The 26529-nt window shown below is 32.5% G+C and carries 28 protein-coding genes and 1 tRNA gene; 10 read left to right on the forward strand and 19 right to left on the reverse strand.

Annotation, left to right across the window (positions count from 1 at the left end; translation table 11 throughout):
* Positions 1-168 precede the first annotated feature (168 nt).
* The gene (locus EOD40_RS04680) at positions 169-849 is read left to right on the forward strand and encodes a PH domain-containing protein (RefSeq protein ID WP_128193735.1); all 681 of its coding nucleotides are present in this window, start codon (positions 169-171) and stop codon (positions 847-849) included.
* A gap of 320 nt (positions 850-1169) precedes the next feature.
* On the forward strand, positions 1170-1550 hold the full coding sequence (locus EOD40_RS04685) for a hypothetical protein (RefSeq protein WP_128193736.1): 381 nt from the start codon (positions 1170-1172) through the stop codon (positions 1548-1550).
* Between the two features lie 138 nt (positions 1551-1688).
* Here the strand turns inward: EOD40_RS04685 and EOD40_RS04690 are convergent, their stop codons facing one another.
* From EOD40_RS04690 to EOD40_RS04700, 3 genes are all read right to left on the reverse strand, one after another.
* Positions 1689-2789, reverse strand: coding sequence for a DUF4407 domain-containing protein (locus EOD40_RS04690; RefSeq protein ID WP_128193737.1), 1101 nt, complete (start codon positions 2787-2789; stop codon positions 1689-1691).
* Between the two features lie 398 nt (positions 2790-3187).
* Positions 3188-4777 carry a phosphoenolpyruvate carboxykinase (ATP) gene (gene pckA, locus EOD40_RS04695; protein ID WP_128193738.1) on the reverse strand — a complete coding sequence of 530 codons (1590 nt, stop codon included), beginning with the start codon at positions 4775-4777 and terminating at the stop codon, positions 3188-3190.
* Between the two features lie 75 nt (positions 4778-4852).
* Positions 4853-5245, reverse strand: a complete 393-nt coding sequence (locus tag EOD40_RS04700) for a DUF423 domain-containing protein (RefSeq protein ID WP_128193739.1) — start codon at positions 5243-5245, stop codon at positions 4853-4855.
* 268 nt (positions 5246-5513) lie between these two features.
* Between EOD40_RS04700 and EOD40_RS04705 the strand changes: the two genes are divergently transcribed.
* Positions 5514-6872: a saccharopine dehydrogenase family protein gene (locus EOD40_RS04705; protein WP_128193740.1), complete on the forward strand. Its 1359-nt coding sequence runs from the start codon at positions 5514-5516 to the stop codon at positions 6870-6872.
* A gap of 526 nt (positions 6873-7398) precedes the next feature.
* Here the strand turns inward: EOD40_RS04705 and lepB are convergent.
* The 3 genes from lepB to EOD40_RS04720 all read right to left on the reverse strand — a co-directional run bounded on the left by lepB (position 7399) and on the right by EOD40_RS04720 (position 11748).
* Entirely contained in the window at positions 7399-8991 is a 1593-nt protein-coding gene (lepB, locus tag EOD40_RS04710) for a signal peptidase I (RefSeq protein WP_128193741.1), read from the reverse strand.
* A gap of 94 nt (positions 8992-9085) precedes the next feature.
* Complete coding sequence (locus EOD40_RS04715) at positions 9086-10141, reverse strand: helix-turn-helix domain-containing protein (RefSeq protein ID WP_128193742.1); 1056 nt, start codon at positions 10139-10141, stop codon at positions 9086-9088.
* A 218-nt stretch (positions 10142-10359) separates the two neighbouring features.
* Positions 10360-11748: a dipeptidase gene (locus EOD40_RS04720; protein ID WP_128193743.1), complete on the reverse strand. Its 1389-nt coding sequence runs from the start codon at positions 11746-11748 to the stop codon at positions 10360-10362.
* Between the two features lie 114 nt (positions 11749-11862).
* Here EOD40_RS04720 and EOD40_RS04725 point away from each other — a divergent pair.
* Positions 11863-11944, forward strand: a tRNA-Leu gene (locus EOD40_RS04725).
* A gap of 132 nt (positions 11945-12076) precedes the next feature.
* Here EOD40_RS04725 and EOD40_RS04730 read toward each other — a convergent pair.
* The 4 genes from EOD40_RS04730 to EOD40_RS04745 all read right to left on the reverse strand — a co-directional run bounded on the left by EOD40_RS04730 (position 12077) and on the right by EOD40_RS04745 (position 14224).
* Positions 12077-12655 carry a DUF4468 domain-containing protein gene (locus tag EOD40_RS04730; RefSeq protein ID WP_164905448.1) on the reverse strand — a complete coding sequence of 193 codons (579 nt, stop codon included), beginning with the start codon at positions 12653-12655 and terminating at the stop codon, positions 12077-12079.
* Positions 12656-12669: 14 nt separating this feature from the next.
* The gene (locus EOD40_RS04735; protein WP_128193745.1) at positions 12670-13248 is read right to left on the reverse strand and encodes a hypothetical protein; all 579 of its coding nucleotides are present in this window, start codon (positions 13246-13248) and stop codon (positions 12670-12672) included.
* A 27-nt stretch (positions 13249-13275) separates the two neighbouring features.
* Positions 13276-13971, reverse strand: a complete 696-nt coding sequence (locus tag EOD40_RS04740; protein ID WP_128193746.1) for a hypothetical protein — start codon at positions 13969-13971, stop codon at positions 13276-13278.
* Between the two features lie 61 nt (positions 13972-14032).
* The gene (locus EOD40_RS04745; protein ID WP_128193747.1) at positions 14033-14224 is read right to left on the reverse strand and encodes a hypothetical protein; all 192 of its coding nucleotides are present in this window, start codon (positions 14222-14224) and stop codon (positions 14033-14035) included.
* A gap of 85 nt (positions 14225-14309) precedes the next feature.
* Between EOD40_RS04745 and EOD40_RS04750 the strand changes: the two genes are divergently transcribed.
* Entirely contained in the window at positions 14310-14537 is a 228-nt protein-coding gene (locus EOD40_RS04750) for a helix-turn-helix domain-containing protein (protein ID WP_164905449.1), read from the forward strand.
* Positions 14538-14785: 248 nt separating this feature from the next.
* Here EOD40_RS04750 and EOD40_RS04755 read toward each other — a convergent pair whose 3' ends face one another.
* The 9 genes from EOD40_RS04755 to EOD40_RS04795 form a co-directional block, all read right to left on the reverse strand.
* A complete protein-coding gene (locus tag EOD40_RS04755; RefSeq protein WP_128193749.1) occupies positions 14786-15016 on the reverse strand; it encodes a hypothetical protein in 231 nt (76 codons plus the stop codon).
* A gap of 11 nt (positions 15017-15027) precedes the next feature.
* Positions 15028-16338: a hypothetical protein gene (locus tag EOD40_RS04760; protein WP_128193750.1), complete on the reverse strand. Its 1311-nt coding sequence runs from the start codon at positions 16336-16338 to the stop codon at positions 15028-15030.
* 101 nt (positions 16339-16439) lie between these two features.
* Positions 16440-16850, reverse strand: a complete 411-nt coding sequence (locus EOD40_RS04765) for a hypothetical protein (protein ID WP_128193751.1) — start codon at positions 16848-16850, stop codon at positions 16440-16442.
* 3 nt (positions 16851-16853) lie between these two features.
* Positions 16854-17132, reverse strand: coding sequence for a helix-turn-helix domain-containing protein (locus EOD40_RS04770; RefSeq protein WP_128193752.1), 279 nt, complete (start codon positions 17130-17132; stop codon positions 16854-16856).
* A gap of 89 nt (positions 17133-17221) precedes the next feature.
* Positions 17222-18046: a hypothetical protein gene (locus tag EOD40_RS04775; RefSeq protein ID WP_128193753.1), complete on the reverse strand. Its 825-nt coding sequence runs from the start codon at positions 18044-18046 to the stop codon at positions 17222-17224.
* A 190-nt stretch (positions 18047-18236) separates the two neighbouring features.
* Complete coding sequence (locus EOD40_RS04780) at positions 18237-19307, reverse strand: Fic family protein (RefSeq protein ID WP_196781412.1); 1071 nt, start codon at positions 19305-19307, stop codon at positions 18237-18239.
* Entirely contained in the window at positions 19300-20673 is a 1374-nt protein-coding gene (locus EOD40_RS04785; RefSeq protein WP_128193754.1) for a phage integrase SAM-like domain-containing protein, read from the reverse strand. Before EOD40_RS04785 ends, EOD40_RS04780 begins: the two co-directional genes overlap by 8 nt.
* A gap of 312 nt (positions 20674-20985) precedes the next feature.
* Positions 20986-21300, reverse strand: coding sequence for a helix-turn-helix domain-containing protein (locus EOD40_RS04790; protein ID WP_128193755.1), 315 nt, complete (start codon positions 21298-21300; stop codon positions 20986-20988).
* A complete protein-coding gene (locus EOD40_RS04795) occupies positions 21288-21620 on the reverse strand; it encodes a type II toxin-antitoxin system RelE/ParE family toxin (protein ID WP_128193756.1) in 333 nt (110 codons plus the stop codon). The genes EOD40_RS04790 and EOD40_RS04795 overlap by 13 nt, the downstream gene beginning before the upstream one ends.
* Before the next feature lie 225 nt (positions 21621-21845).
* On the opposite strand from EOD40_RS04795, the gene deoC reads away from it, so the two are divergent.
* The 5 genes from deoC (at position 21846) to cyoE (ending at position 26529) form a co-directional block, all read left to right on the forward strand.
* The gene (gene deoC / locus EOD40_RS04800; RefSeq protein WP_128193757.1) at positions 21846-22589 is read left to right on the forward strand and encodes a deoxyribose-phosphate aldolase; all 744 of its coding nucleotides are present in this window, start codon (positions 21846-21848) and stop codon (positions 22587-22589) included.
* Between the two features lie 19 nt (positions 22590-22608).
* The gene (locus tag EOD40_RS04805) at positions 22609-24729 is read left to right on the forward strand and encodes a gliding motility protein RemB (protein WP_128193949.1); all 2121 of its coding nucleotides are present in this window, start codon (positions 22609-22611) and stop codon (positions 24727-24729) included.
* 124 nt (positions 24730-24853) lie between these two features.
* Positions 24854-25051, forward strand: a complete 198-nt coding sequence (locus tag EOD40_RS04810; protein ID WP_164905450.1) for a hypothetical protein — start codon at positions 24854-24856, stop codon at positions 25049-25051.
* Positions 25052-25055: 4 nt separating this feature from the next.
* Positions 25056-25352 carry a type II toxin-antitoxin system RelE/ParE family toxin gene (locus EOD40_RS04815; protein ID WP_128193759.1) on the forward strand — a complete coding sequence of 99 codons (297 nt, stop codon included), beginning with the start codon at positions 25056-25058 and terminating at the stop codon, positions 25350-25352.
* A gap of 274 nt (positions 25353-25626) precedes the next feature.
* On the forward strand, positions 25627-26529 hold the full coding sequence (gene cyoE, locus EOD40_RS04820; protein WP_196781418.1) for a heme o synthase: 903 nt from the start codon (positions 25627-25629) through the stop codon (positions 26527-26529).

The raw sequence follows: 26529 nt of genomic DNA on the forward strand, positions 1-26529 counted from the left end.
AAAAAAGTCTTAGTTGTTTGTGTAAAATAACTAAGACTTTTTTGTTTATTTTTATCAAAATAATTACAATCTAATACCTAATAATTAACTCATATTTATGAAATTAGGTCTTACTTTTGTAAAGTAAAAACGACTATTCAACCAATAGAAAAATAAATCTAGTCTAAAATGAAAGAACAAATCAAGAAATTTTTAAACGAAGAACAAGATCCTAAAGCTATTGAGAAAATCACCTCAAAGCTATATGATTTATTGATGAAGAACGAAGAAATTGGGTATATCGCAGTTCAAAAAAAACCGGCAATTACTGTTTTTCCCGATAGTATTGTTTTGACAAATAAGCGAATCATCATTTGCCAACCTAAAAACTTAGGACTTTCGATGGATTTTGTTGATTATACCTGGGATCAAATCGAAGGAACTTTTGTGAAAGAAAACATTCTGGGTTCAGAGTTTTCTTTTTCGACTAAAACTGATATGACGGTTTCTATTGATTATATCCCGAAAATTCAAGCCAGAAAGATTTTTACTTATGCTAAAGAGCAATTGGATATTCTAAAAACCGGATCGGTTCAAAACACGGTAGCTACTCCAGAAGAGTCTGTAGAGGAAATTGAAGAAATGGAAACAGAAGAGGTTACTAATTATGCCGAAATTATACCTAGTGTTCCTGATTATTCCGAAAGACCAAATGATAATCTTAGCCCAACAGCAGAAAAAAAATTAAATGAATTGTCTCAGGACGAACTTTTTGAAAAATTACAGAATTATAAAAAACTACTGGATAACGGATTGATTCTTCAGGGAGAATATGATGCCCTTAAGAAAGAGATTCTGAGTTTGATGTAGTTTATGTAAATCAATAGAAATGGGCTTTAGCCCGTTTCAAAATTAAAATTTATAATAGGCTTTAGCCGAAATCTAAATACGGATTTGGCTAAAGCCTTTTTTGTTTTTCAAATGCTTGTCATCTGGCTAAAGCCAGACACAATTGATGAAAACTTGAATTTTTGTAAGATTTATTTATATATTAGCAAAAAATAGAATCTGGAGTTTATCAGATCAATCCACCCAATTTAAGGTAGATAAGTCTGATTTCATCAGACCTATAAGCGAGTTATAGCGAATGCACCTAAAAAAACAAAATAAATCGAGTTTTAAAATAAACTATGAAAAAGACATTCTTAATATTTTCCGTTCTTTTTATTATGTGTTCATTTAATGAAAATGGACAAAAAAATGGATTGAATTGTACTTTACAAAAAGGAAACAGAATAATGAAATTGGAATTTGACACTAATAAAAAGTATTTAGAGTTAAAGAGAAGAACTGCATTAAAAATTTCATTTGAAAATATTTACATAAATGGTTTCAGTATTGAGGGTGTTGGGATTCAAATGTGTGGAGGAGGAAAGAACTTTACTAAATTAAAAATTTCTCCAGTGAAAAAATATCTTGTTAATAACCAATTAGAAATTTCTTTATTTGAAGAAAGGAATGGGAAAAAAGAATTGTTTCGTAAATTATTGATTCCTGTTAAAGTAGATTAAAATAAAGTACTGGCTATAACAGCTACAACGGATTAGGGTAATAAGCTTAATTTAATGATAGAATTGTAACTGAAAAATACTGTTGAACAAAAATCATAAACAAAAACCCAAAACGTTCTAGTTGTCTGGTATTGTGTTTTATAAAGTTTTCTTCTGTTTCTCTAAAAAATTATTGGATTGCAGTTCCAGTAAATTAGTTGCGTTTTTTCGTTGTAAATCATACAATTGCTTGTCCTCGGCAATATCCTGATATACCTTGTCGTGCATGGCAGCACTGGTTTTTACTAGTAAACTTCGTTGGTATTTGTCTTGTTCTAATGTAGCTTTTAAAGCAGTTTCTAAATCCTCTAACTTATAATCGTATTCGCCTTTTGGAGATAAAAGTTTGGCAATAATCGGTGAAGTTTCAATGGCCAGAAACAATAACATGATAAAATAGGACGGCAGCGAGGGTAATTTACTCAACGCATTGATTCTTGCCATTAGGCCGTCAAAACCGTCAATGATGGGCTGGGTTTGGGTTACTTTTTTGTCTAAATCAGTCTGAAGGATTTTGTTCTGATTTTCCTTTTCGGCAATTTTTGCCAGATTCTTTTTTCTAATGGTATCCAGTTCGGCTGAAGCCAGATTATGTTTGGCAATTTTTTCCTTAAAAACAGGACCTTTTCCCATTCTCATAGTGCCTTTGGTTCCTTCAGCTTCGGTAATATAGGTTTCGTATAAGCTATTGACTTCTTTCTCTTTTTGGGTGATTTCATTCTTTAAAGTCGCAATTTCAGCCTTGTTTTTATCCAAATCCGATTTGAAATAATTAGCCACTTCTTTTTTGTTATTCAAAGCCATGGTATTTTTTTCTTTCAATAAAACGGTATTGATTTCCTTTTCGAAAATTTTAATTTCCAAAGGCTTCGAAATAACGATGGCGATTATGATTGCCAAGACAATTCGGGGCGAGGCCTGTAGAAATTCGCTCCCAAAACGCTCTCTTTTTCGAATAGTCGACACAATAAAACGATCCAAATTAAAAATCAGCAAACTCCAAATCACCCCAAAAGCAATAGCGGGATATACGCTGTCAAATACGGTAAAAAGCGCATAAGCACTAGCTATAAAAGCCATGACGGCAGTGAAGAAAACCGTCGCGCCAATGCCTACATATTTGGTTTGTTCCCCTTCGGAGCATCCTTCTAGAAGGTTTTTGTCGGCTCCGGAACAGAGGATAAAAAATGATTTTAACATGATTGTCTTTTTTGATTCGTGTATTGATTACAAATTTAACGCCAAAAAATGAATTTTGGTGTAAATAATTGATATGTATTTGGTTATGATTTTTTTGAAATAAAAAAAGCTGTTCGTATGGAACAGCTTGTATTGTTTTTGGACGTGATTGTATCAAGAACAGAAAATTTACTTTTTTCTTTTTTGCTTGATCAAAAAAGAAACAAAAAAATCAAGTCTTACACTTCCTCGTCGGTCAAATTAGTTTTCGAATACTAAAAGAAAAGAAACTCGCTACGCTCAAACAGCTTTTCTTTTTACGTATTCTTCAAACATTTGACACTCGACTGCGGAAGCTAAGGACAATTAAACCCCAGAAAAAAAACATAATTTAATTTACATTTAACAAAGTATAAACGTTATGCCTCTGGAGCTCCACTCAGGATTTCGTCATTAGCATAAGACTCAAATTTCATAAAATTTTCCCTGAATTTTTGAGCCAATTCGATTGCTTTAGTATCGTATAAGTTCTTGTCTTCCCAGGTGTTTCTTGGATTTAAAATTTCGCTGGGAACATTAGGGCAGGATTCCGGAATTGCCATTTTAAAGACAGCATGATTGTGATAATTCACATCATTTAGCTGACCGCTTAAAGCCGCAGTAATCATGGCGCGGGTATATTTTAATTTCATTCGGTTTCCTGTACCATAAGGACCGCCTGTCCATCCGGTGTTGATTAACCAAACTTTTACATCGGCGTCTTTCATTTTTTTGCTTAACATTTCGGCATATCTTGTGGGATGCAACGGCATAAATGGAGCTCCAAAACAAGCCGAAAAATTAGGTTGAGGTTCGTTGATTCCTGCTTCAGTTCCTGCAATTTTTGCGGTATAGCCCGAAATAAAATGATAAGCCGCCTGACCCGGAGTTAAGCGGGCAATAGGAGGCAGGATTCCAAATGAATCGGCAGTCAGAAAAAAGATATTTTTAGGATTTGTACCAATGGAACCCGGTTGTACATTGTTAATGTGTTCAATTGGGTAGCTCACACGTGTATTGGGAGTAATGGAAATATCGGTGTAATCGACTTCGTTTGTTCCTTCTTTAAAAACAATATTTTCTAATAATGCGCCTTTTTTTATGGCTCTGAAAATATCAGGTTCGTTTTCTACGCTAAGGTTGACCACTTTGGCATAACATCCGCCTTCAAAATTAAAAACGGTATTTTCACTCGTCCAACCGTGTTCGTCGTCTCCAATTAATTTTCGGTTTGGGTCGGCAGAAAGGGTGGTTTTCCCGGTGCCGGACAATCCGAAGAAAATAGCGGTTTCTCCATCTTCGCCTACATTGGCGCTACAATGCATCGGTAAGGCATTTTTAAAAACAGGAAGAATAAAGTTTAAAGCGGAAAAAATCCCTTTTTTCATTTCGCCTGTATATCCGGTTCCGCCAATGATTATAGTTTTTCGAGTAAAATTTAATATTGCAAAATTCTCATGACGTGTTCCATCGGTTTTTGGGTCGGCTAAGAAACTGGGTGCACAGATAAGTGTCCAATCGGCAGTAAAATCAGCCAGTTCTTTTTCTTCCGGTCTGAGAAACATATTGTAGCAAAATAAATTTTCCCAGGGAGTTTCGGTAATAACGCGAACATTTAATCTGTAATTCGGGTCGGCACATACATGGGCATCTCTGACAAAGATTTCTTTATTCGATAAATAGTTTGTTAGTTTGGTATATAAAGCATCAAATTTTGCCGGTTCAAAAGGAATATTAATGTCTCCCCACCAAACTTCGTTTTGGGTAATACTGTCTTTTACAATAAAGCGATCCTGTGGTGAACGACCTGAAAATTTACCCGTATTGATGGCTAAGGCTTCGGTTGCTGTTTCTGTTCCTTCTCCACGATCTAAGGTCAATTGGTGCAACTCATCCGGACTCAATTGATAGTGTATTTCCGCGTTTTTAATTCCTATATTTTCAAGCGAAAACAAATTGTTGACAATCATAAGGTGGCTTATTTAGTAGTTCTTAGGTTTCTATATTAAAGATAAAACATATATTTTAGTTCCTCTTTTGAAAGCCTAATTTTTATCGGACTTTTTTGTGATATTATACAACAAAACAGCCCAGGCACTAATTAATAAAAAACCACCAATAGGCGTTACAAAACCAATTACTCTAAAATCAATAGGAGTAAGCCCATTTGTGGCTAATAAATAGATGGAACCTGAGAATAATAATACCCCGAAAAGCACCAGATTATAAATGGTTTTTTTGGTTTTCGAATTTAAAACAGGCAGTAATCCAATGAATAATAAAAATAAGGCGTGATACATTTGGTAGCGAACTCCCGTTTCAAATGTGGCCAATTGTTCTATACTGAGTACTTTTTTTAAGGCATGAGCGCCAAAAGCACCTAAGATTATTGCAATCATTCCGAGTAAAGCCGCTGTAGAAATTGTTTTTTTATCCATTTTTGTTCTGTTTAGGTTCTACACAAAAGTATTCGAAATCAAAGGAAACCAAAAGTTTTTTGGAGGATAGTTTACTGTTTGTTGTGCTAAAGTTTTGTGTCCCGATAGCTATCGGGATTTTTAAGAAAGCAGATTGATTTTTTTACCGCAAATTCGCAAATTTTTTTTGAAATATTTTAATTTGCGAATCTGCGGTTATTTTTTATTTAATGGCTAGCATTTGTGTTAGCTCAAACAATTACCTATTTTTGAGTTATATTTCCCCACTATGAGAGAGATTTTAATTATTGGTGCAGGTCGATCCGCTTCTTCGCTGATTCAGTATCTTTTGGATAAGTCTGAAGAAGAACAATTGCATCTTGTAATTGCCGATTTGTCTTTGGAATTAGCTCAAAAGAAAACCAATAATCATCCTAATGCTACTCCAATTGCCTTGGATATCTTTAATGAAAAGGAGCGAAGAGCCGCAATTGAAAAAGCCGCCATTGTAATTTCGATGTTGCCGGCACATTTGCATATCGAAATTGCCAAGGATTGCCTGAATTTCAAGAAAAATTTGGTGACCGCTTCTTATATCAGTGATGCGATGCAGGCTCTTGATGGGGAAGTAAAAAAGAACGGACTCATTTTTATGAACGAAATGGGCTTAGATCCCGGAATCGACCACATGAGTGCCATGAAGGTAATTGACGAAATCAGGGAAAAAGGCGGAAAAATGCTTTTGTTCGAATCTTTCTGTGGCGGACTAGTAGCTCCCGAATCGGACACTAATCTTTGGAATTATAAATTTACTTGGGCACCTCGCAATGTGGTTTTGGCGGGGCAGGGTGGTGTGGCTAAATTTATTCAAGAAGGAACATATAAATATATTCCGTATGATTCTTTGTTTCGCCGAACCGAATTTCTGGAAATAGAAGGTTACGGCCGATTTGAGGCTTATTCCAATAGGGATTCTTTAAAATACAGAAGCATTTATGGTTTAGATGATATTCTCACTTTATTTCGCGGAACGATTCGTCGTGTTGGTTTTTCGAAAGCCTGGAATATGTTTGTGCAACTCGGCATGACCGATGATTCTTATGTCATGGAAGATTCCGAAAACATGAGTTATCGCCAATTTATCAATTCGTTTTTACCGTATCACCCAACCGATTCGGTGGAGATAAAAACCCGTTTGTTACTCAAAATTGATCAGGACGATATTATGTGGGACAAATTGCTGGAGTTGGATTTATTCAACGACAAGAAAATCGTCGGACTTAAAAATGCTACTCCGGCCCAGATTTTAGAAAAAATCCTCAATGACAGTTGGAAACTCCAGCCCGATGACAAAGACATGATTGTGATGTATCATAAATTTGGCTACGAAATTGATGGCAAAAAAGTCCAAATGGATTCCCAAATGGTTTGCATAGGACAAGACCAGACTTATACCGCTATGGCAAAAACCGTTGGACTGCCTGTTGCTATGGCTACCTTATTAATCCTAAACGGAAAGATTACAACTCCCGGAGTGCAACTCCCAATCTTGAAAGAAGTGTATTTGCCTGTTTTGGAAGAATTAGAAAAATATGGAGTTGTTTTCCATTCGCAAATGTTGCCTTATTTGGGGTATAAATACAGTTGATAATAACATGTTGGGTAAATTATCAAAAACGTCAGTTCGAGTGTTTTTTGCGCAATGAAATGAAGCAAAAAATGTATCGAGAACCGTTTTTGATGATAAATTTTCTTGTTCTCGACATTATTTTCTAACGAAAATTACCTCCATTGACGTTTTTATTAAAAGAGAAAATTATAGTTTATCAATTTTCTTTTTTGCTTGATCAAAAAAGAAACAAAAAAATCAAGTCTTACGCTTCCTCGTCGGTCAAATTAGTTTTCGAATACTAAAAGAAAATAACTCGCTACGCTCAAACAGATTTTCTTTTTAAGTATTCTTCAAACATTTGACGCTCGACTGCGGAAGCTAAGGACACAATCGAATGCAATAAATGTCATTTTAGATTGCTTTTTTAGAATAGAAATTATACCTCGAATTGACGAAAATTTACAATCAAAAACAATTTCACCCAACAGGTTTGATAATAATTTGAGCGTTCCCGCCAGATTGCTTCCTCGTTCCTCCTCGCAATCGCGGGCCAGGCTGTACGCTATATCTTTTGCTTTTTTCGATATTTATCATAACCTATAAAAATAATTACAGCTATAATAAAATAAATAAAATAGGAGATTGGTTCTCCATTTCCTCCGACGGTCGTAAACATTCTGTTCCATCTAATTTTATGAATTCCTTTACCATCATTATTCCAACTTAACCAAATAAATATAGGCTTACCAACTATATGATCAAAAGGAACAAATCCCCAAAATCTTGCATCGATTGAATTGTCTCTATTGTCGCCCATCATCCAGTAATAATCTTGTTTAAAAGTATAAGTGGTGGTAAGATTACCGTCAATGAAAATTTGATTTCCTTTGATACGTAATTTATGACCTTCATATTCTGTAATTAATCGTTTATAAAGAGGTAGAATATCTACATTGATTGCAATTGTCTTTCCTTTTTCAGGAATATAAATAGGCCCATAATAATCAGCATTCCAGTTGTAGTTGATATTGTGAGGGAATGTTTTTAAATTTCTGAATCCATTTTTGTCTTTTCTCAATTCTAGGTTTTCTATATAAGGATTGTTTCTTGCCTTACTGGCGGCTTCCTTAGTTGCTTGAACAAAATAATCTCCAGATTTAGGGTCATAAGCTATTCCGTCTGTTATGTCATATGATTTTAATAGATTGGAAACTTGTTCATAACTAGAAAATTGGGTTTTAAATTTAATAGTATAGGAGAATTGTAATTTTGCTCTATCAGGCATTTTTGATGGTTGTCCATTGATAAATACATAACCATTTTTGATTTCTAAAGTATCTCCTGAAATTCCAACACAGCGTTTTACTAAATTTGTTTTTTTGTCTATAGGTTTATAATAATTTCTATCAGGATTAAAATTATTCATATCCAAAAGAGTATCGGCCGGTTGATTAAAAACTACAATATCATTGCGTTCTATTTTTTGAATACCTGGTAATCGCATATAGGGCAATTGAAAAAGATTCTTTAATGAAGATTCTTTTTTTGAAATGTCATCATCAAATAAATACGATTTCTTTTTCAGGAAAGGAATTGTATCATGCACCATCGGTAACGCAACTGTAGTCATTGGAATTCGTGCTCCATAATGAAATTTACTTACAAATAAATAATCTCCAACCAATAATGACTTTTCTAATGATGAAGTTGGAATTGTGAAAGGCTGAATAAAATACGTATGAATAATAGTCGCAACAACAACGGCAAACAATAGCGAACTAACTGTTTCTTCAACTCCTGACTTTGGTTTTAAGTTTCGATTGGTATTGTATTCTAATTTATCAGAAGTATAGTTTAAATAAGCGATGTAAAATCCGAAAGTAAAGATTACTAATAATGTGTGATATATACTGTTTTTACCAAAACTTCGAATAGTTTCAACCCAAACTACGGCAAACATTATTAAATTTATAACAGGAATAAAAAATAAAAATACCCACCATTTAGGTCTATTAATGATTTGCATTAATATAACAGAATTATAAATTGGAATTAATGCTTCCCAAGATTTTCTGCCAGCTTTTACATATAATTTAAAAGTGCAAAAAAAATGAATAAGTTGGATAATGATGAATAATATTAAAAGCTTAGACATTTGAATAATTTAAAAGTTCTGGACAAAATTCGTTTAAATTATTGCTAATAATTACCAAATTCATGAATCTGGCAAACAAAATCATATATGATTTTTATTTTTTCATAAATAATTCTCGATAGTCAATTGCTGTAGTCTTTGTGATATTCTTGAAAGTTGTATTAAAAGAAGATATACTATTAAAACCACTTTCATAAGCAATAGCTGAAATTTTATAATTATTATAATCGGGGTTTTCTAAATATTTTTTCGCTTCTTCAACGCGATACCTTGCAATATATTGAGAGTAGTTTGTATGTTCAATTTGATTAATAATTTGAGATAGCTGCTTCGATGAAATATTCATTTTTTCTGCTAATTTCACTAAAGTTAATTCTGGGTCTAAATACAATTTATCTTTTTCCATAAATTGATTAAGTTGGTTTGAATATTCTCTTGCAATTTTTGTATTTAATGTTGAATTGGAATATTTTTCTTTTTGCATTTCAAACAGCCACAAATTTTTGTAACCTAAAACAGCCATGAAAATATTTATAAATGAAAATAAGAACGTACTACTTGGGTAAAAAGGCACTATATCAAAAAAGATGAGTATAGCATTAATAAATACTAAAATGGTTGATAGTATAAAAAAAAGCAACCACTTTTTAATTGTTTCTTGCCTTTCTAAAACAATCGTATCACTTTGGATATTTATAAGCCAGTATAAACTATAAAAACAATAAATTAAACCATGTAAAAATAGACCCAAGTAAAAAATACTTGTGTAGGTAAAATTATTATTTGGGACAAATACACTATAAATAGTTATTAAACAAAAAGGAGTAAAATGCAAGTAATATTCTAATTTTTTTACGGGAGTATTATTACAATAGCGATGTTTAACATAAAACCAAGTATAAGGACCAATTAATAAAAACAAGCATAAAAAAAAGGCTAAAAAAGAATCAGTCATTTCATAATAATTATGAAATATTGCTTTTGTAGCACGAAGGCTTAATACTAAAAAATATAGAGATAAAAAAAGATTTGCTTTTAAACCTTTATCTTTTTTTACAAGTAGTTGTATGCTAAATAAAAATCCTAAAATAACACCTATACTACTGATTAATAATTCAAAACGATTAAAAAATTCTGATTCAATATTCATGCTCGCAAATAAACTAAAATCTTAGGTATATTACAATTTATTTTTATTTATATAGAATGAAAATTATTGTTTGTGTTTTGAATATGTAATCTTCTTTCTTTTAAGCAAAAAAAATACAATAAAAAATCCGTTCATTGCTAAACGGATTTTGTCTCTTTTAACTTGCTGTACTTTGCGAAAAATTTAGCGTCCATATAGTTATCGGGATTGCGGTTAAATTACTTTGAAAGCTCTACAAAATATTTATAAAACAACGGAATGGTTTCGATTCCTTTTAGGTAATTGAAAATCCCAAAATGTTCGTTGGGAGAATGAATGGCGTCGCTGTCGAGTCCAAATCCCATTAGGATGGTTTTGCTTTTTAGTTCTTTTTCGAATAAGGATACAATGGGGATGCTTCCGCCTGAACGCACCGGAATAGCAGGAATACCAAAGGTTTCGGTGTACGCTTTATTGGCAGCCTGGTAACCAATGCTGTTAATAGGGGTTACATATCCCTGACCGCCGTGATGCGGAGTTACTTTGACGGTAACTGCTGCGGGAGCAATAGCGGTGAAATGGGTGGTAAATAATTGGGTGATTTCCTCCCAATCCTGATTAGGAACCAGTCGCATCGAGATTTTGGCGAAAGCCTTAGAGGGAATCACGGTTTTGGCTCCCTGGCCGGTGTAACCTCCCCAAATTCCGTTGACATCCAGCGTAGGGCGAATGGCGTTTCTTTCGTTGGTAACATAGCCTTCTTCGCCATAGACCTCATTTAAGTCGAGTGCTTTTTTGTACTCTTCGATATCAAAAGGCGCTTTTGCCATTTCGGCTCTTTCTTTCAGTGATAATTCTTCTACCTTGTCATAAAATCCCGGGATAGTAATGCGATTGTTTTCGTCGTGAAGCGAAGCAATCATTTTGCTTAGAATATTAATAGGATTGGCTACAGCACCGCCGTACAATCCTGAATGTAAATCGCGGTTAGGTCCTGTGACTTCAACTTCAACATAACTCAAACCGCGCAATCCTGTTGTGATAGACGGCTGCTGATTAGAAATCATTCCGGTATCGGAAATTAAAATCACATCGTTTTTTAGTTTTGCTGCATTGTTTTCGACAAAGCTTTTTAGGTTCACGCTGCCTACTTCTTCCTCGCCTTCAATCATGAATTTGACATTGCATGGTAAGGTCTTGCTCTGAATCATGTATTCAAATGCTTTGATGTGCATGTACATTTGACCTTTGTCATCACAAGCGCCGCGGGCAAAAATAGCACCTTCAGGATGAATAGCTGTTTTTTTGATTACGGGTTCAAATGGAGGAGACGTCCAGAGTTCCATAGGGTCGGGCGGCTGTACATCATAATGACCGTAAACTAGAACCGTTGGTAAATTAGGATCAATTATTTTTTCGGCATAAACTATAGGGTAGCCATCGGTTTCGCATATTTCGACTTTATCACAGCCGGCTTTCTCCAAGCTCCGTTTTACCGCTTCGGAGGTGTCAATTACATCCTGGGAATAAGCAGAGTCAGCACTTACAGATGGAATTTTTAATAGTTCAATTAATTCGTTGATAAAACGGTCTTTATTTTGTTGGATGTAATTTGTAATGTTTTCCATTGATTATGCTGTGTTTTGATACTTTCAAAAATACAAAAAACAGAATTATAATTTTTTTTAATTTTTTACTTTGAATATTGGAAAGTATCCTTATATTTGCACCCACAATAACGCGCGGATATGGCGAAATTGGTAGACGTGCCAGACTTAGGATCTGGTGCCGCAAGGCGTGTAGGTTCGAGTCCTATTATCCGCACTAAAACCCTGACTATTACGTAGTTAGGGTTTTTATTTTAAAATCTGCCCAACCGTTGCCCAACGGATTGAAAAAAACATAAAAAAAACCCGTTTCAGGGTTTAATTATAATTTGTTTTTGAATGGGTGACTTTACCAGTTATCATTTTTTTTAACTGTTGAATTAATACTTTCAAACAGAGATTTGTTTAAAGTATTGAAGTAATTTATATTTTCATAAAAGTATTTGTTAGTTTCTCTTGGTTTGCCATTTTTTCTATAAAAAATATTCTTTAATCTTTCTTCTGTTAAATTGTTCTTATATTCTGGAATTTCATACCAAGAAGCTGATTCGCTGGAGTTTCCTGAAAACCAATTTTCGTATTTTATTACATCAAATTTATACTTACCATCTTTAATATAAATTTCAATTTGATATTTGATGTCTTTAAATCCCTTGCCGTACATATTTTCATAAGAGAATGCGTTTTCTCCAATCCCTTCAAATCTTATATATTCATTTTCAATTGTTGAAAGAATAACTTTGTCAGGGTTCTTATAATTGATTTTTATCCATTCAATTACTTTTTTATATATTTCAGGAGCAGTTTTTCCTTCAACTGAAATAACAATATAATCGGTCATTCCTTTTTCAGGAGTAAAAGTGAATTCTGTTTCTTGTGCGTGAATAATACTTGTAATAAGTATAAAAAGAGAAAATATTTTTTTCATTTTGAATTTTTTATTTACCATTCTAAGTTTTCAGTATTAAATTCTAGTATTTGTGTTCCATTTTGATAAAGTGGTATGCCAATTAGAGTTTTTTTAGATTTTTTTAGTTTGGATAAGAATTTGGTTTCGTTATCGATAAAAATCAAGTCACTACTATTGTCTTCAGGTTCAGAGTAACTAAATGTAATGGGTTTGTCTTCATCAAATCTAACCTCTATGTAGTTGTTTTCATATCCTCCGTGAATTTGTCCTTTGTCTATTTTAAGGTAGATATTTAAAGTTCCGTTTTTCTTTCTTAATGTTAGATATGCCCAATTAACTCCATCATAAGGGAAATCTAAATCTAAACTTTCGTTTGATGTAATGGTTGCAAATTTTGAAGTTTTTGAAGTCATTTTGTCAATACTCGAATCGTATTGCCACTTGTTGTCATTTGCAGTTGGTGTGTTTATCATTGTGTCAACAGAAACGGCAGTTGTATCAACTGTAATAGGTTCACTTAGTGTTTGAGATGTTGCATTTGAATTATTTAAACTACCTATAATCCAAAAAACAAAGACAGCTAAAACTATTCCTATCAATAATTTTCTCATAATTTGTGTTTTAAGTTAAAATGTGTCTTACTTTATTTTATTGAATGAACTCAATATTTTATATTCAATATTAGTATTTGTTGCTTTTATTACTTCAATTCGTAGTCCTTTAAATCCAATAAGATTACTTTCGTTTAAATCATATTGCAATTCTTGGTTAAAGGCAGGTCGAGCCATATCGTTAATATACTCTCGATAAATAAATTTTAAATTAGTGCCAACTTTTCCATTAAATATAAATTCTTGTTTGAAACAGTCTTTACAATCATTATCAATAAATGTATCCTGTTTAGTTTTAAAACCTTCTATTTTTTTTGTATATAAACCTCCCATTGCACCAGGAATTGAACTTAGAAAAGGGTTTATTATTGAGGTATTTTTTTTATTAATTGCTATTCCAAAGAAATAACTATTTGTTCCAATATCTTTTTTATTATAATATAAAAACCATTCATTAGTAGAACCTGAAAGAGGCAATATTTCACCATTTTTGTATGGGTAAATTGCTGTATTGATTTTAAAATCACGACTTTCCGTAATCTTTAAGGCTTCTTGATAATACTCTTTTCCAGTAGTTATAAGTCTATCCCCTATTTCATTATTGAGTACTGTGTTTAATGGAACGTCATCATAAGTCCTGCTTTTAGGTTCTATTGGTTTAATTTGAACTGCACAAGAAGTTAAGAATAAGCATATACTTAAAGAGGTAATAATTTTTTTCATTTTTTGATTTTTTAATTTAATACTGAAATATTAGATGTTTTTTAAAATTGGTTTATTGGGATTAATCACAATCTAATTCGTTTACTTTTTTATTATAATCAGAATTGATTTTATCCCAGCATGCTTTTGAACCGTTACAATTATGCCAGCCTTGTGTTCGTAATTCTTCTAACCTAGCCATTTCTTCATCGCAATTCGTTTTTGAGCAAGACAAAACGATTAATGCAAAAAACAATAATAATATTTTTCTCATTTTTTATTTTTTTATTTTCCAAATATAGGAAAAATTGGAAGCGAGTACGCTCTCGTGTGTTTTTATTTGTTTTTGACCTTTGAATATGATTTCAGGGGATGTTTTTTTGGTGCAATTAGGAGTTCACATTCGGCAGTTAAGGGAAAGAAAAAATCTTTCTCAACAAAACTTGGCTGATATGTGTAATTTTCCAAAATCTACAATTGCACGTATTGAAAGAGCCGAAATGAATACTTCTGTAAAAACCCTCGTAAAAATCGCCAACGCCTTTGAGATTGAGCCAAAAGAACTTTTAGATTTTCAAATTAAATAATTTTGTTTCCGAATTATTCATTTTTGATAACGAATGATTTTCAGTAAATTAACAAGTATTAATTTTTACCCACAATACCCATTTTTAGTGATTTTTCTATTTTAAATTTTTAAAAAATTATTGTGTAAGGTTATGGGGGTTATTCCACTTTGGTAATTAAGGGGGGTAGGGGGTGTCCTTGTGATGTTTTTAGTTTTCCTCGCGCGCGTACGCGCGTAATTGTTTGCTAAAGGTCTATGATGTTAGTTTTAAAAGTCTTTAAGAACAGAATTATTATTCATTCCATCAAGAAAGGTGTTTGTAACATCGCCATTACTTTGTATCATTTCATCGGTATTGTTAAACCCTAATATCTTTGCTACACTATCTGAACTGAAATAGATTTGTTGGGTTAGTTTGTCTTTTTTTATTCTTACTTCTGTTCCTTGAAAGTAATCTATATAGTAATCGTATTGCGTATCGGTGTTTATTAGTCTCATTAGTTTACTGTTTATATTCCTAATTGGGTTAAGATGTTTAATTGGGAATGTTGAAAATAATTTACTGGTTGGTTATATCCCTTTTGTTTAATCTTGAACGAGTTGAAATATTGGTTTCTGATTTGTTTAGTAAGGTGTGATATTTCTGATTGCTCAAATTTGGGTTTACATCTGGATTTGCTTAGTAAATTAAGTTTAATCAGTTCAAAAGTTTCAGGATTCGTTTCTTTTAGTTTCTTTAGTGTAGCTGTTAGAGCGTATTTAGCACCCTCTTTTTCATCACATAAATTTAATCCAGTTACTTTACAAATCGAGGTTTTTGCCGTATCAATTGTTGTTTCATTATAGGTGCATATTCCCCTATTATATAACTGTGAATCTGCACCCTTTTTGATAATGTCTTTAGGCTGTGAAATTGCACCCTTTTTTAGTTCTTCAAGTTTGTCATAAATGATTTGCCACAATTGATTTTTTAAGTTATTAGGCACTTTGTCTGTTAGTTTATGGTAGGCGGTTTTGTTCTTACTAAAACTATTGCGGTTTGATGAGTTGTTTATCTTGTACCATTCCATCGGGTTGTTGTACTTTGCTATTTTGTTTTGTTCCTTTTGTGTTAGACTTTTATAATCGGTGGCACAATCTAAAATTAAAACCTTTTCAAACTCTTTGATTAGACTTTCTGTCAATGCCAAATAAATGGCTGAGTTTAGTAGGTCTTTTGCTGTATTAATGCCTAGTGGGTTAATGAACCTACTCTTTTTGCTTTTAACTTCAAATCGGAATGTATTTATATGCGCATTGTTCGGGAACTGTAAACCTTTGGCATACGCCTTAATTATTTTGTATTCGTTTGCCGTTCCTTTTGCACTAACTGAATAACTTTTTTTACTATATGCCAGTTCTATATCTGTTCTAAACTCATTTTTTTCGTGATAGGCTAAATAAGTAATCAAATCTTTTATATCAATAGGAGAAATACAATTTAATCCGTATTCGATATTTACTACTTTAAATGCCTGTAAATCTATTTTCAAGACGTTTTTAACCTCAATGATTGTGTTGATGCAATCTATAATCGAAAAATCGTTTGCATTGTGTAAATTGTCATTAAAATAGTAATGAGGTTTAAATCGTATCTCTAATTTGTTGGAATAAAAACAAAAATAAATACCCTTGTATTGTTTTACTTTTTTGGTTGTTATTACCTCGTTATCATAAATATTTATTTTGTCGGTATCACTAACCCAGTTCAGTAAAATATGGTTTTTGAAATAATCTATTTGCGAAATAGTATAAGTTTCTAATTTTAGAAAGTCTATCATTTTTTACTATCTTTACAATGTTTCTGCATTGCCTGTTGAAACGAACTTTGAACAATAAAGGGAGCTTGAACAACTCCCTTTTTTATTGCCTTTCAGGTTGTTTAATAGGTGTTAATGATGTTTTGAAGTATTCCGTTGTGATTAGGATAAAAACCTCTGTAAATATCAATAAACAGGGTTTGTTTGTCTTCTGAAAACAAAAAGATTAGTAAGGTTCTTTTTGAGGTTTCTTTGTCTCTGCGGTCGCCATAAAAGACTTGCGGTTTGTTTGTGTTTTTTAATCCTGTTATTTGTTCGCAAGTACTCCAGTTGTTTGTGGTTCGTAATCGCAAATAGTCTTTAATGTTCGAGGCGTTGGATTTTCCTTGAAATTTCTCAATCCTCAAAATATCAGTAAGTAGATTTTTGTTTCTTGCGACCTCAGCCAATTGGTAAATGGTGTAACTTTTTAATTCGCTCGTCACGTTATAAGTGTGTCGAATGTAGTCGGGTGTATTGCCTGTTGAACTCATCGTTTACACATTTAAAGGTTGTAAACTGGCTTCTACTTCGGAACGTAGATAATAAATTCTTGAACCCAACGCCAAAGGATTGAGACGTTTTGATTTCGACCAATTGTGGACGGTCGAAATATCCACCCCAAACATATCTGCAACATCTTTTCTCGAAAGATATTCTTTGGGTTGTTGCGGTTGGTAGAGTTTTAGGAACTCTTCTAATTGGTTTTTTACCGATGCGGTAATTTTGTTTTGTAGTTGTTCGGGGGTGTACTGAATGAATTGAATTGATTCCATGAGTAAATGTTTAAATATTACTCTGCGAATTTCAATCTGTTTAATTTCCGATTGCTGGCAGTTTTTTCCGAAAATATCGGAAGATTGTATTATCTATTAAATACGTTGTTAAAGTTGTTTTCTCTTTGTGCTGAAAAAGATTTTTTTAAAGTTCTGAAACCAGAGTTTTTATTTATTGTGTCCATGATATTTTCATTGATGTATTTGTTTCTAAATAGTAATTCTGCAAAGTTTAAGTGTGGTATTTTGGTGATTATATTTTCATTTAATAATCGTTGAAATAAATACGAATAATCAATATAAGGTTCTACGATATGTAGTTTAGTATATTTATTGAAATTGATGATTTGTGATTTGTCACAAAAGATGTCGTATAATGGACTTTGAAATTCTTCAATCTTTTTTATTTCATGCTCTAAACATTCTTTGTATAAAAAGTATTTTGCTTTTACAGTTGCAGTAATGCTGTCAAAAAAAGAAAAATAATTGTTGTAATTTTTCTTCTCATAATGCCCGTATTTTAATTTAATGTATTCGTTTTCAAAACGTTTGGATGGATTGAAGTTTTTGTTGTAAATATTTGTAGCCTCATCTATTTTTATTTTTTCTGCACTTTCAATGAATTCATTTATAGTATCTAATTCGTCCCTTAATGTTTTAATGTTTAAAGAATATTTGTCATTAAAATTTTCTACCAGTGCGAAAAATATCCTCATTGCATCATATTTTATGAGTCTTTCAAATGCTTCTTCTTTTGTTTGAGGAATTCTTTTTGTGGTATATTTATCCCCTATATTTCCTCCTAACTGTTTGACTGTTTCTTTATCTGTAATTTCATAAATGGTTATTGAGTTTTCATACTTTTCAAATTCCTCTTGATGTTCACTAAATGAAATGTTTCTTTCTTCAATCATTTGCCTGTTATTTTAAATTGAACTTTTTCTTTATAAACGTATTGGAATTTGTTGGTTTTTCTAATATAAACTAAAACCTATGTTGATTATATGCTTTTTTTTACCACGTCGTGAATAACGTGGTAAATTTTTACCATCTTTTTACCACGTCGTGAATAACGTGGTAAATTTTTACCATCTTTTTACCACGTTACTCATTCATCAAAACTTTGATTAATGCGTTATTCATATAATAGTTTGATTTGCCCACTTTTGTTTTTTCTAAAAATCCTAATTCCGCAATTTTATCTAAATAATTTTGTGCAGTTCTTTTATTAATTCTCAATTCCTTTTCTAAAAATTCAATCTTGGTGTAAGGGTTTCTAAAGAGGTTGTTAATTAAATCTTGACTGTATATTTTAGGTAATTGGGTTTGAATATCGGTTTTGTAATCCTGCATCAGAGTATTGATATTCGTAATTAAATCAATGGTTTGTTTGGCTGTTACCTCGACACTTTTTAGAAAATATAAAATCAAATGTTCCCAATCGTTTTTGGTTCTTACGTCTTGTAATACTTGGTAGTATTCTGCTTTATTTTGGGTAATATAACGACTTAAATACAAAATTGGAATGTCTAACAATCCTTGTAAAACCAAATAGAGAATGTTTATAATACGTCCAGTACGTCCGTTGCCGTCATAAAATGGGTGTATGCTCTCGAATTGATAATGAATGATTGCCATTTTTATTAATGGATCGAGATTTGAAAATTCATTGTCGTTTATGAACTTTTCGAGGTTGCTCATTAAGTCTAAAACTTCGGTTGCGCTCTGTGGCGGTGTGTAAACGGTTTGCCCTTGAGCGTTCACTAATTTTGTACCGCCTTGGGTTCTAAATCCTGCGTTGTTTTCTAACAACTCTTTTTGAATGGTTAGGATATGTTTGTTTAATAAAAGATGTTCTTTGCGGACAATTTCAAACCCCAACTTTAAACCCTGTGCATAATTATACACTTCTTTGGTGGCTGGGTTAGTGTGAATTAGTATGTTTTCTTTATATAAATCATCGTGAGTAGTTACAATATTTTCTATCTCACTACTGTCTTTTGCTTCCTGTAAGGTTAAAGTATTAATCAAAATACTTTCGTTTGGGATTGTTTTTGATGTTCCTTTTAGTTCGGCTAAATAACGGTGAGATTGTGCAAGTTGTTTTAATATTGCTATTGTTTCAATTTCTTGCTGTGGCGGTAATATTGGTAAGATAAAATTTTCGTTAATCATTTGTTCCGCTTTTTATGATTTTTAGTTGAGGTTCTTTGTCTTTGTTGAGTTTCTCGTAAAACTGCATAAATAAATCAGCATTTGCATCTTTATCCTCTCTTTTGTTAATGTAGGTTAAAAATAAACTTTCTTTTGAATGCCCAGTAATATTTATCAAAATGGGTGTAGGTATCTTTTTGTAGTAGTTTGAGGCAAAAGAACGTCTGAAACAATGTGAGGCAATTAATTCGTATTTCGGATAGTTTCCTAATTCCTTGCGGTTGGTTTCTGTATTTAGTTTTGTTCCTTTAACTACCTCAACAATTCCAGCCAGTTTGCAAATTACTTTTGCATATTCGTTTAGTTTTTGGTGTGGTATTTTTTTAGGTAAGTTGTTTTCTACTATGTCGATAACGTGAGGTGCAATGATACCGATTGTAACACTCTTATTTGTTTTCTGTTGTATAAGGTCGATATAGTAGTTTTTGCCGTTATATCTAATGTTTTCGCGAGTGATTTCTAATAAGTCGCCTCCACGTTGCCCAATTTCACAACCTAATAAAATCCAGTTTCGAACGTTGTTTAAACTTTCAGGGGTAATTGATAGGTTTTTAGTTAGTTCGGGGTTTTCTTTTTTAAATTGGTTGAGTTGTTCAATATTTGATAAATCTACATTTAGAATTAATTCCAATTCCTCAAATGACAATGTCTGAATGTATCGGTCTTTTTCACTTTCTCTAAAATGTTGAATAATTTTAGAATAGGGTGCGACTTGAATTTCGTTCTTTTCAGCATCTATACAAACCGTTTTTAAGATTTCTAATTGTTTTCCTGCGTAGTTAGTAGAGTAGTTTTTAGTATTGATAAGCCAGTTTGTGAATTTGTCAACAAAAGGTTTTGTAATCTCTATAAACTGGATTTGTTTTTTAATTTTCTTTTGATATTCTGAAATGATGTTTCTGAATAAAGTGTAGTTTTTAATTGTGCTTGCACTTAAACCGATTTTGTTTTTTACTTTTCGGGTATTTGCATTATCGATAATGTGTTGAATGTGATTAATTAATAAACTGGTGTCGGTTTTAACTACTCTGCTAAAACAATCATTAATTTTTGATTCTAACCAATTGGAATCAATTAAGATGCTTTTGCCTAAATCGGTGTTAAGGTTTTCAATAATATAGGAATCTAGTTTTTTGAGGTCACTAGATAGTAGTTTGTTTTCGGGTGTGGTTTGTTTGGGTAGGTTGTTTGTTTCGCTCCAGTCTTTCGGATTGATTGAGAAACCTGTATTTAACTCAAATACATTATTTCGGTCTATTGATAGGCGTACTTTAATAGAAACATTTTTGTTTGCCTTACTTCTTAATCTAAATTGAATAGTTGCCATTTTGTGAACTTTTGAACTTTGAACAATTCAAAAGTAATGAATTTCGTAATACGTTTTACAAAGTTGCCCAACCGTTGCCCAACCGTTTTAAGATTTTATTCAATTTCGTTCAATTTTATTCTATTATTGAATGATGCTTTTGTTTCTTATAAAGTATTGAATTTGTTGGTGTTTTAAGGAATTTGTCTAGGTTTTTTAATGGTTTTCTGAAAATGCCAAATCGATGGTCTAGGCGTGTAGGTTCGAGTCCTATTATCCGCACAAAAAGCTTCTCAATCGAGAAGCTTTTTTTATACCTTATGTTTTGTGGGATTATGCAATCTGTAATGTCAATCCTAACGCATTGATTATTTGTACAAAATTTGAAATTTGTAAATCAGTTTTACCTTGTTCAATTTTAGCAATATAGGCGCGTTCTTTGCCTATTTGATCCGCTAATTGTTGTTGTGTTAGGTTTTTTTCTTTGCGTTTTTCTTTTATCAATTCGCCATAATAAAAAGCCAATGCTTTTTTTGTGAACTCCTCTCTTTCGGCTGTGCCTTGCTTGCCATATTTTTCGTCTAAATAGTCATTAGCAGAGTGTGTTTCTTTTTTTAACTTTTCTATATTTATTTTTATTCTTTCCATTGCTCTAGAATTTTAATTGCCTTTTTTATCTGTTTGTCATAGTCCTTAGTCGATTTTTTCATAAAACCATTTAGAAACAATATTTCCTTACTTTGGTTTATATTGTTATGGTCTATTGTAAATATGATAACCCGATATTCATTGTTAACCTGTATCCTAATCTCATAAAACTGAGTATTGATTAATTTCTTTGCTATTTTAGAGTTAATTACCGATTGGGTTTTTATAACTTCAAATAGATAAGCTATTTTAGTTTTAACAATGGTTTCAGATGAATTTATGAAATCTAAAAACTCGTCCGTGAATTGTAAATTTCTCATATTTAAATCTTTTACAAATGTAATGAATTAGTTACATTGTTTTTTGTTTTGTTCCTTTTTTAACATTTCAGTATTAGGGGTTTAGTCTTTTCATCTTTCTTATAAAACTACATAAATAAATTGATGTTTGTATCTTGGTTTAATTTTGGAAAAAGTGATGCAGGATTAATAAAAAATTTAAATGTATTTTTGTGTTCAAACAACTACAAATATTCAAAACAATAAATGGATATTAGACCTTTTATAGATTCCACTTATTTAAAAACAGCTTCGCAAGCGGCATTGGATGAAACTCAAAACCAAGTTGTGGTGGAGACTTTTATCAGAGAAGCTGTGGAAGAGCGTTTTAAGCTCATTATGATTCGTCCGGAAATGGTTGCTGTAGCCAAAAAAATAATTTCAGAATCGGAATCGAATCTCCAAGTAGGAACAGTAATCGATTTTCCCCAAGGGCAATCCGGTATTGAAGAAAAATTGCGTGAGGCTAATCAGGCGATTGTTGACGGCGCTGACGAATTGGATTTTGTTTGTAATTATGAGGCTTTTAAAAATGGTAATGTAGATTTGGTGAAAGAAGAAATTCTCAGAGGAACCCAATTAGTATTGGATAATAATAAAATAATCAAATGGATTATTGAAGTTGCCGCTTTGAGTGATAAGCAAATAATTCAGTTGTCGACTTTGATAAAAAATGTTGTTATGGCTAATTTTAAAGAAGCAGATTATGCTGCTGTCTTTGTGAAGTCTTCAACGGGTTTTTATCAAACTCAAAATAATGCGCCTAACGGTGCCACGATTCCTGCGGTAATTATGATGATTGAGAATGCATCGCCACTTTCGGTAAAAGCGGCCGGTGGAGTTCGAACCTATGAAGATGCGGTGGAGATGATTAAATTAGGTGTCAAACGTATTGGGACATCGGCAGCAAAAGCAATTGTAAATGGAGAAAAAAATCAAAATGAGTATTAAAAGAATGGTTGTAAACGATATGAAAAAAATAGTGCCAATTTTGTTTTTGTGCTTTTTTACTATTTTGGGTCATTCTCAATCTCAGGATTTGAGTTCTGATGCGGTGTTGAATTCGCAACGTTTTCCTGTTTTTCCGGCTTGTAAAAGTTTAGAAGCAGCAGCACTGGAAAGTTGTTTTTATAATGAGGTGCAGGAGTTTGTTTTTCAAAATTTTGTTGTTCCGGAAAATTTGGTGGAGAATAATTTCAAGGGAAATGTCAAAGTGCTTTTTGAAGTAGATGCGACTGGTGTTTTTAAAGTGATTTATGTCAATGCAGTTGATGAAAATTTAATTCAGGAAACCAAGCGCGTTTTTACAAAATTCCCAAAAATTACTCCTTCCACTTATAACGGGAAAGCGGAATATTCGAGATATAATATCACAATTGCTATTCCGTTAAAAAGCCCAGCTACATTAGCAGCTGAGAATCTGGCAAAAGCGGATATTCTTAGAAATACCACCCAGCAATTGACTGAATTAGATAATATTGTTTATAAAAAATACAATAATCCTGAGTTTGAAAGCCATTTGAATATTCCTTTTTCGCATAGTTATTATGCGCAATTTGATGGAGCTTTAAACCAAGTGGGAAGCAATAATCATACGGCTTCAAAACCTTATACTTATGCTGAGGTTGCTAAATATTACAACATTAAACAAGAAAATGAGAAGTTAAAGAAAAAAACTTCGGGCTGGTGGACCAGAAAATTATGGAATGAAAATACGGTAGAAATAAGAGGGGAAGATTATTGGTTTACTCTGAATCCTGTTTTGGATTTGCAGGTAGGAAAAGCATCAGGGAATAATTCGACGAATACATTTGTCAATACACGCGCCATTAATTTTAGAGGTGGTTTAGGGAAGCAATTGAATTTTACGACCACGATTTTTGAAAGCCAGGGACGTTTTGCGGATTATTATAATCGTTATGCCGAGTCGATAAAGCCTTCCGGAGGAAATCCGGCGATTATTCCGGGAATAGGTATTGCTAAAGATTTTAAAACCGATGCTTACGATTTTCCTTTGGCTGAAGCCAATTTAACTTTTACTCCCAATAAATTTTTGGATTTGCAATTGGGTTATGGAAGGAACTTTATAGGTGACGGTTATCGCTCTTTGTTAGAAAGTGATGGTGCAAGTCCGTATCCTTATTTTAAGTTGAATACCAAGTTTTGGAAAATAAAATATACCAATACTTATATGTGGCTGAAAGATGTGCGTCCTGCCGTAACGTTGGATAAAACTTATGCTACGAAGTTCATGGCGAATCATTATTTGAGTTGGAATGTTTCTAACAGATTGAATTTAGGTTTCTTTGAATCAGTAGTATGGAGCAATAGTAATGATAGAGGATTTGATGCGAGTTTTATCAATCCGATTATTTTTTACCGTTCGGTAGAGTTTGGTTCTTCTTCTAAGTCAGGTAATGCTTTGCTTGGTTTGACTTTTAAATACAAATGGGATAACCAAATTAACTTTTACGGGCAGTTTCTCTTAGATGAATTTTCATTGGGAGATATTAAAGATGGAGATAATAGTTGGAAAAATAAATACGGTTACCAGTTAGGGGCTAAATATTACAATGCTTTTAATGTGACCAACTTATTATTGCAACTGGAATACAACCGAGTGCGTCCTTATGTGTATTCGCATTCTGATCCAATTACTAATTACGGACATAATAACCAGAGTATCGGCCATCAGTGGGGTGGGAATTTTGGTGAGTTTGTAGCTATTGCCCGCTATCATAAAGACCGATTTTTTGCTGATGTAAAATTGACAACTGCGATAAGAGGTTTTGATTTTGCTGCTTCAGGAGCGAATTCTAATTACGGTGGTGATATTTATCGCGATTACGACTTAGAGCGTTTTGCAAATTCAGGAGTAAAAGTAGGGCAAGGAAATAAGACTAATTTTTTCATGGCTGACATTCAGGGAGGTTATTTGATAAATCCGTCAACCAATTTGAAACTTTTTGCGAGTTATATTTACAGGGATTTTAACCCAATGCAAAATACTGCAACTGTATTTAAAGAAAGTACTAATTGGTTTTCTATAGGAGTTCGTTCGGATGTTTTTAACTGGTATTTTGATTATTGATAATTAAGGCGCAATAGATTAACTTAATAAATTTTCAAGAAGTTATCCTAATTAGTTTTGATGCAAAAAATTGTATCTTTGAAGTAATAAAAGACAGATTGTTATGAATTTACAGTTAACAAAAATGGAGCTGATAGAGATGCTTTTAAGTACTAAAAAAGCGACTGTGTTAAAGAAAGTAAAGGCTATTTTAGAAGAAGACCAGGCTCGATTAACAGAGGAGGATTATAAAATTATTGATTCGAGAAGAGAAAGCCACTTAAGAGGTGAAAGCAAATCTTTTTCATGGGAAGAAGCAAAACAGCAGATTCTTAAATCATAGTTTTGTGAAGTATACGCTAGAAATTAAAGAAGAAGCAGTTCTTGATATTAAGGAAGCGTATCTTTATTATGAGGAACGTAAAATAGGTTTGGGGAATCGTTTTTTAGATACTTTAGAAATCTATTTAGAAAGAGTACAGCAATATCCTGAGCATTATCAAATCAGGAGAAAACCTTATAGAGAAGCTTTTATTAAAGATTTTCCATATTTAATTATCTACGAAATAGAAGGAAATAAAGTAATTGTTTATGCTGTTTTTAATACTTGGAGAAATCCAAATAAAAAACCAGTAAAGAAATAAATGTGGTATCTCTCAATGGTATTGTTCTTAAGGATTTGTGTCGAATGCTACTTCTTGTAAACTTCTCGATACAATTTTTAATAGTAAAGCTGTCGCATTACTATTAAAAACCACTCGAAGTGATGGTGCAATGGATTAACGAAATAAATTTTCAAGATTTTACTCTAAAAAAGCTTAAATTTTTCTTCAACAATATTTTATGATTTGTTTTTTGTCAAATCCCTTTTGTTGCGTTACTTTTGCAGCAGTTTTATAAAACTTAATGAAAACTGCATTGAACACGACTATAAATACATTTTCCCTTAAAACGGTTTTTACAGATTTTAAAGAAATCACAAAAGCAGGATTGGCTATTAGTGTTTTGTTTTCTTCTATTGCGGGATATCTTTTAGGTTTTAATGAGGATCAGCCTTTTCAATGGTCGGTTTTGTTGATGCTTTGTGTAGGTGGTTATTGTATGGTAGGAGCTTCAAATGCTTTCAATCAGGTAATTGAGAAAGATTTAGATGCTTTGATGGATCGAACTAAAAATCGTCCGGTGCCTTCAGGAAGAATGTCTTCAAATATGGCGTTGGTAGTGGCTAGTTTACTTACCTTAATAGGGCTTTCATTATTGTATATGATTAATCCCAAAACAGCAATGTTTGGGGCAATTTCTATATTTTTATACACCAGCGTCTATACACCGCTAAAAACACTTACCTCTTTATCTGTTTTTGTGGGGGCTTTTCCGGGTGCTATTCCTTTTATGTTGGGCTGGGTTGCTGCTACAGGCGATTTTGGAATTGAGGCAGGGACTTTATTTTTAATTCAGTTTTTCTGGCAGTTTCCTCATTTTTGGGCTATTGGTTGGTTTTTGTATGAAGATTATGAGAAAGCTGGTTTTTTCATGTTGCCTACCGGTAAGAAAGATAAAGGAACGGCATTGCAGGTTATTTTGTATACCGTTTGGTTGATTATTGCTTCTTTGTTGCCATCAATTGGGTACACAGGTAAATTGTTTATTTCTTCATATGCTGCGGTAGCAGTGTTTTTATTGGGGCTTTGGATGCTTTATTATGCGGTTCAGTTGTATAAGGTTAGAACGGCTAAAGCGGCTAGGACTTTAATGTTAGTAAGTGTTTCTTATATTTCATTGTTGCAATTGGTTTATATAATTGATAAATTTTTAAGATAG

The organism is Flavobacterium sufflavum (genome assembly GCF_004016525.1).
GTDB classification, from domain to species: domain Bacteria; phylum Bacteroidota; class Bacteroidia; order Flavobacteriales; family Flavobacteriaceae; genus Flavobacterium; species Flavobacterium sufflavum.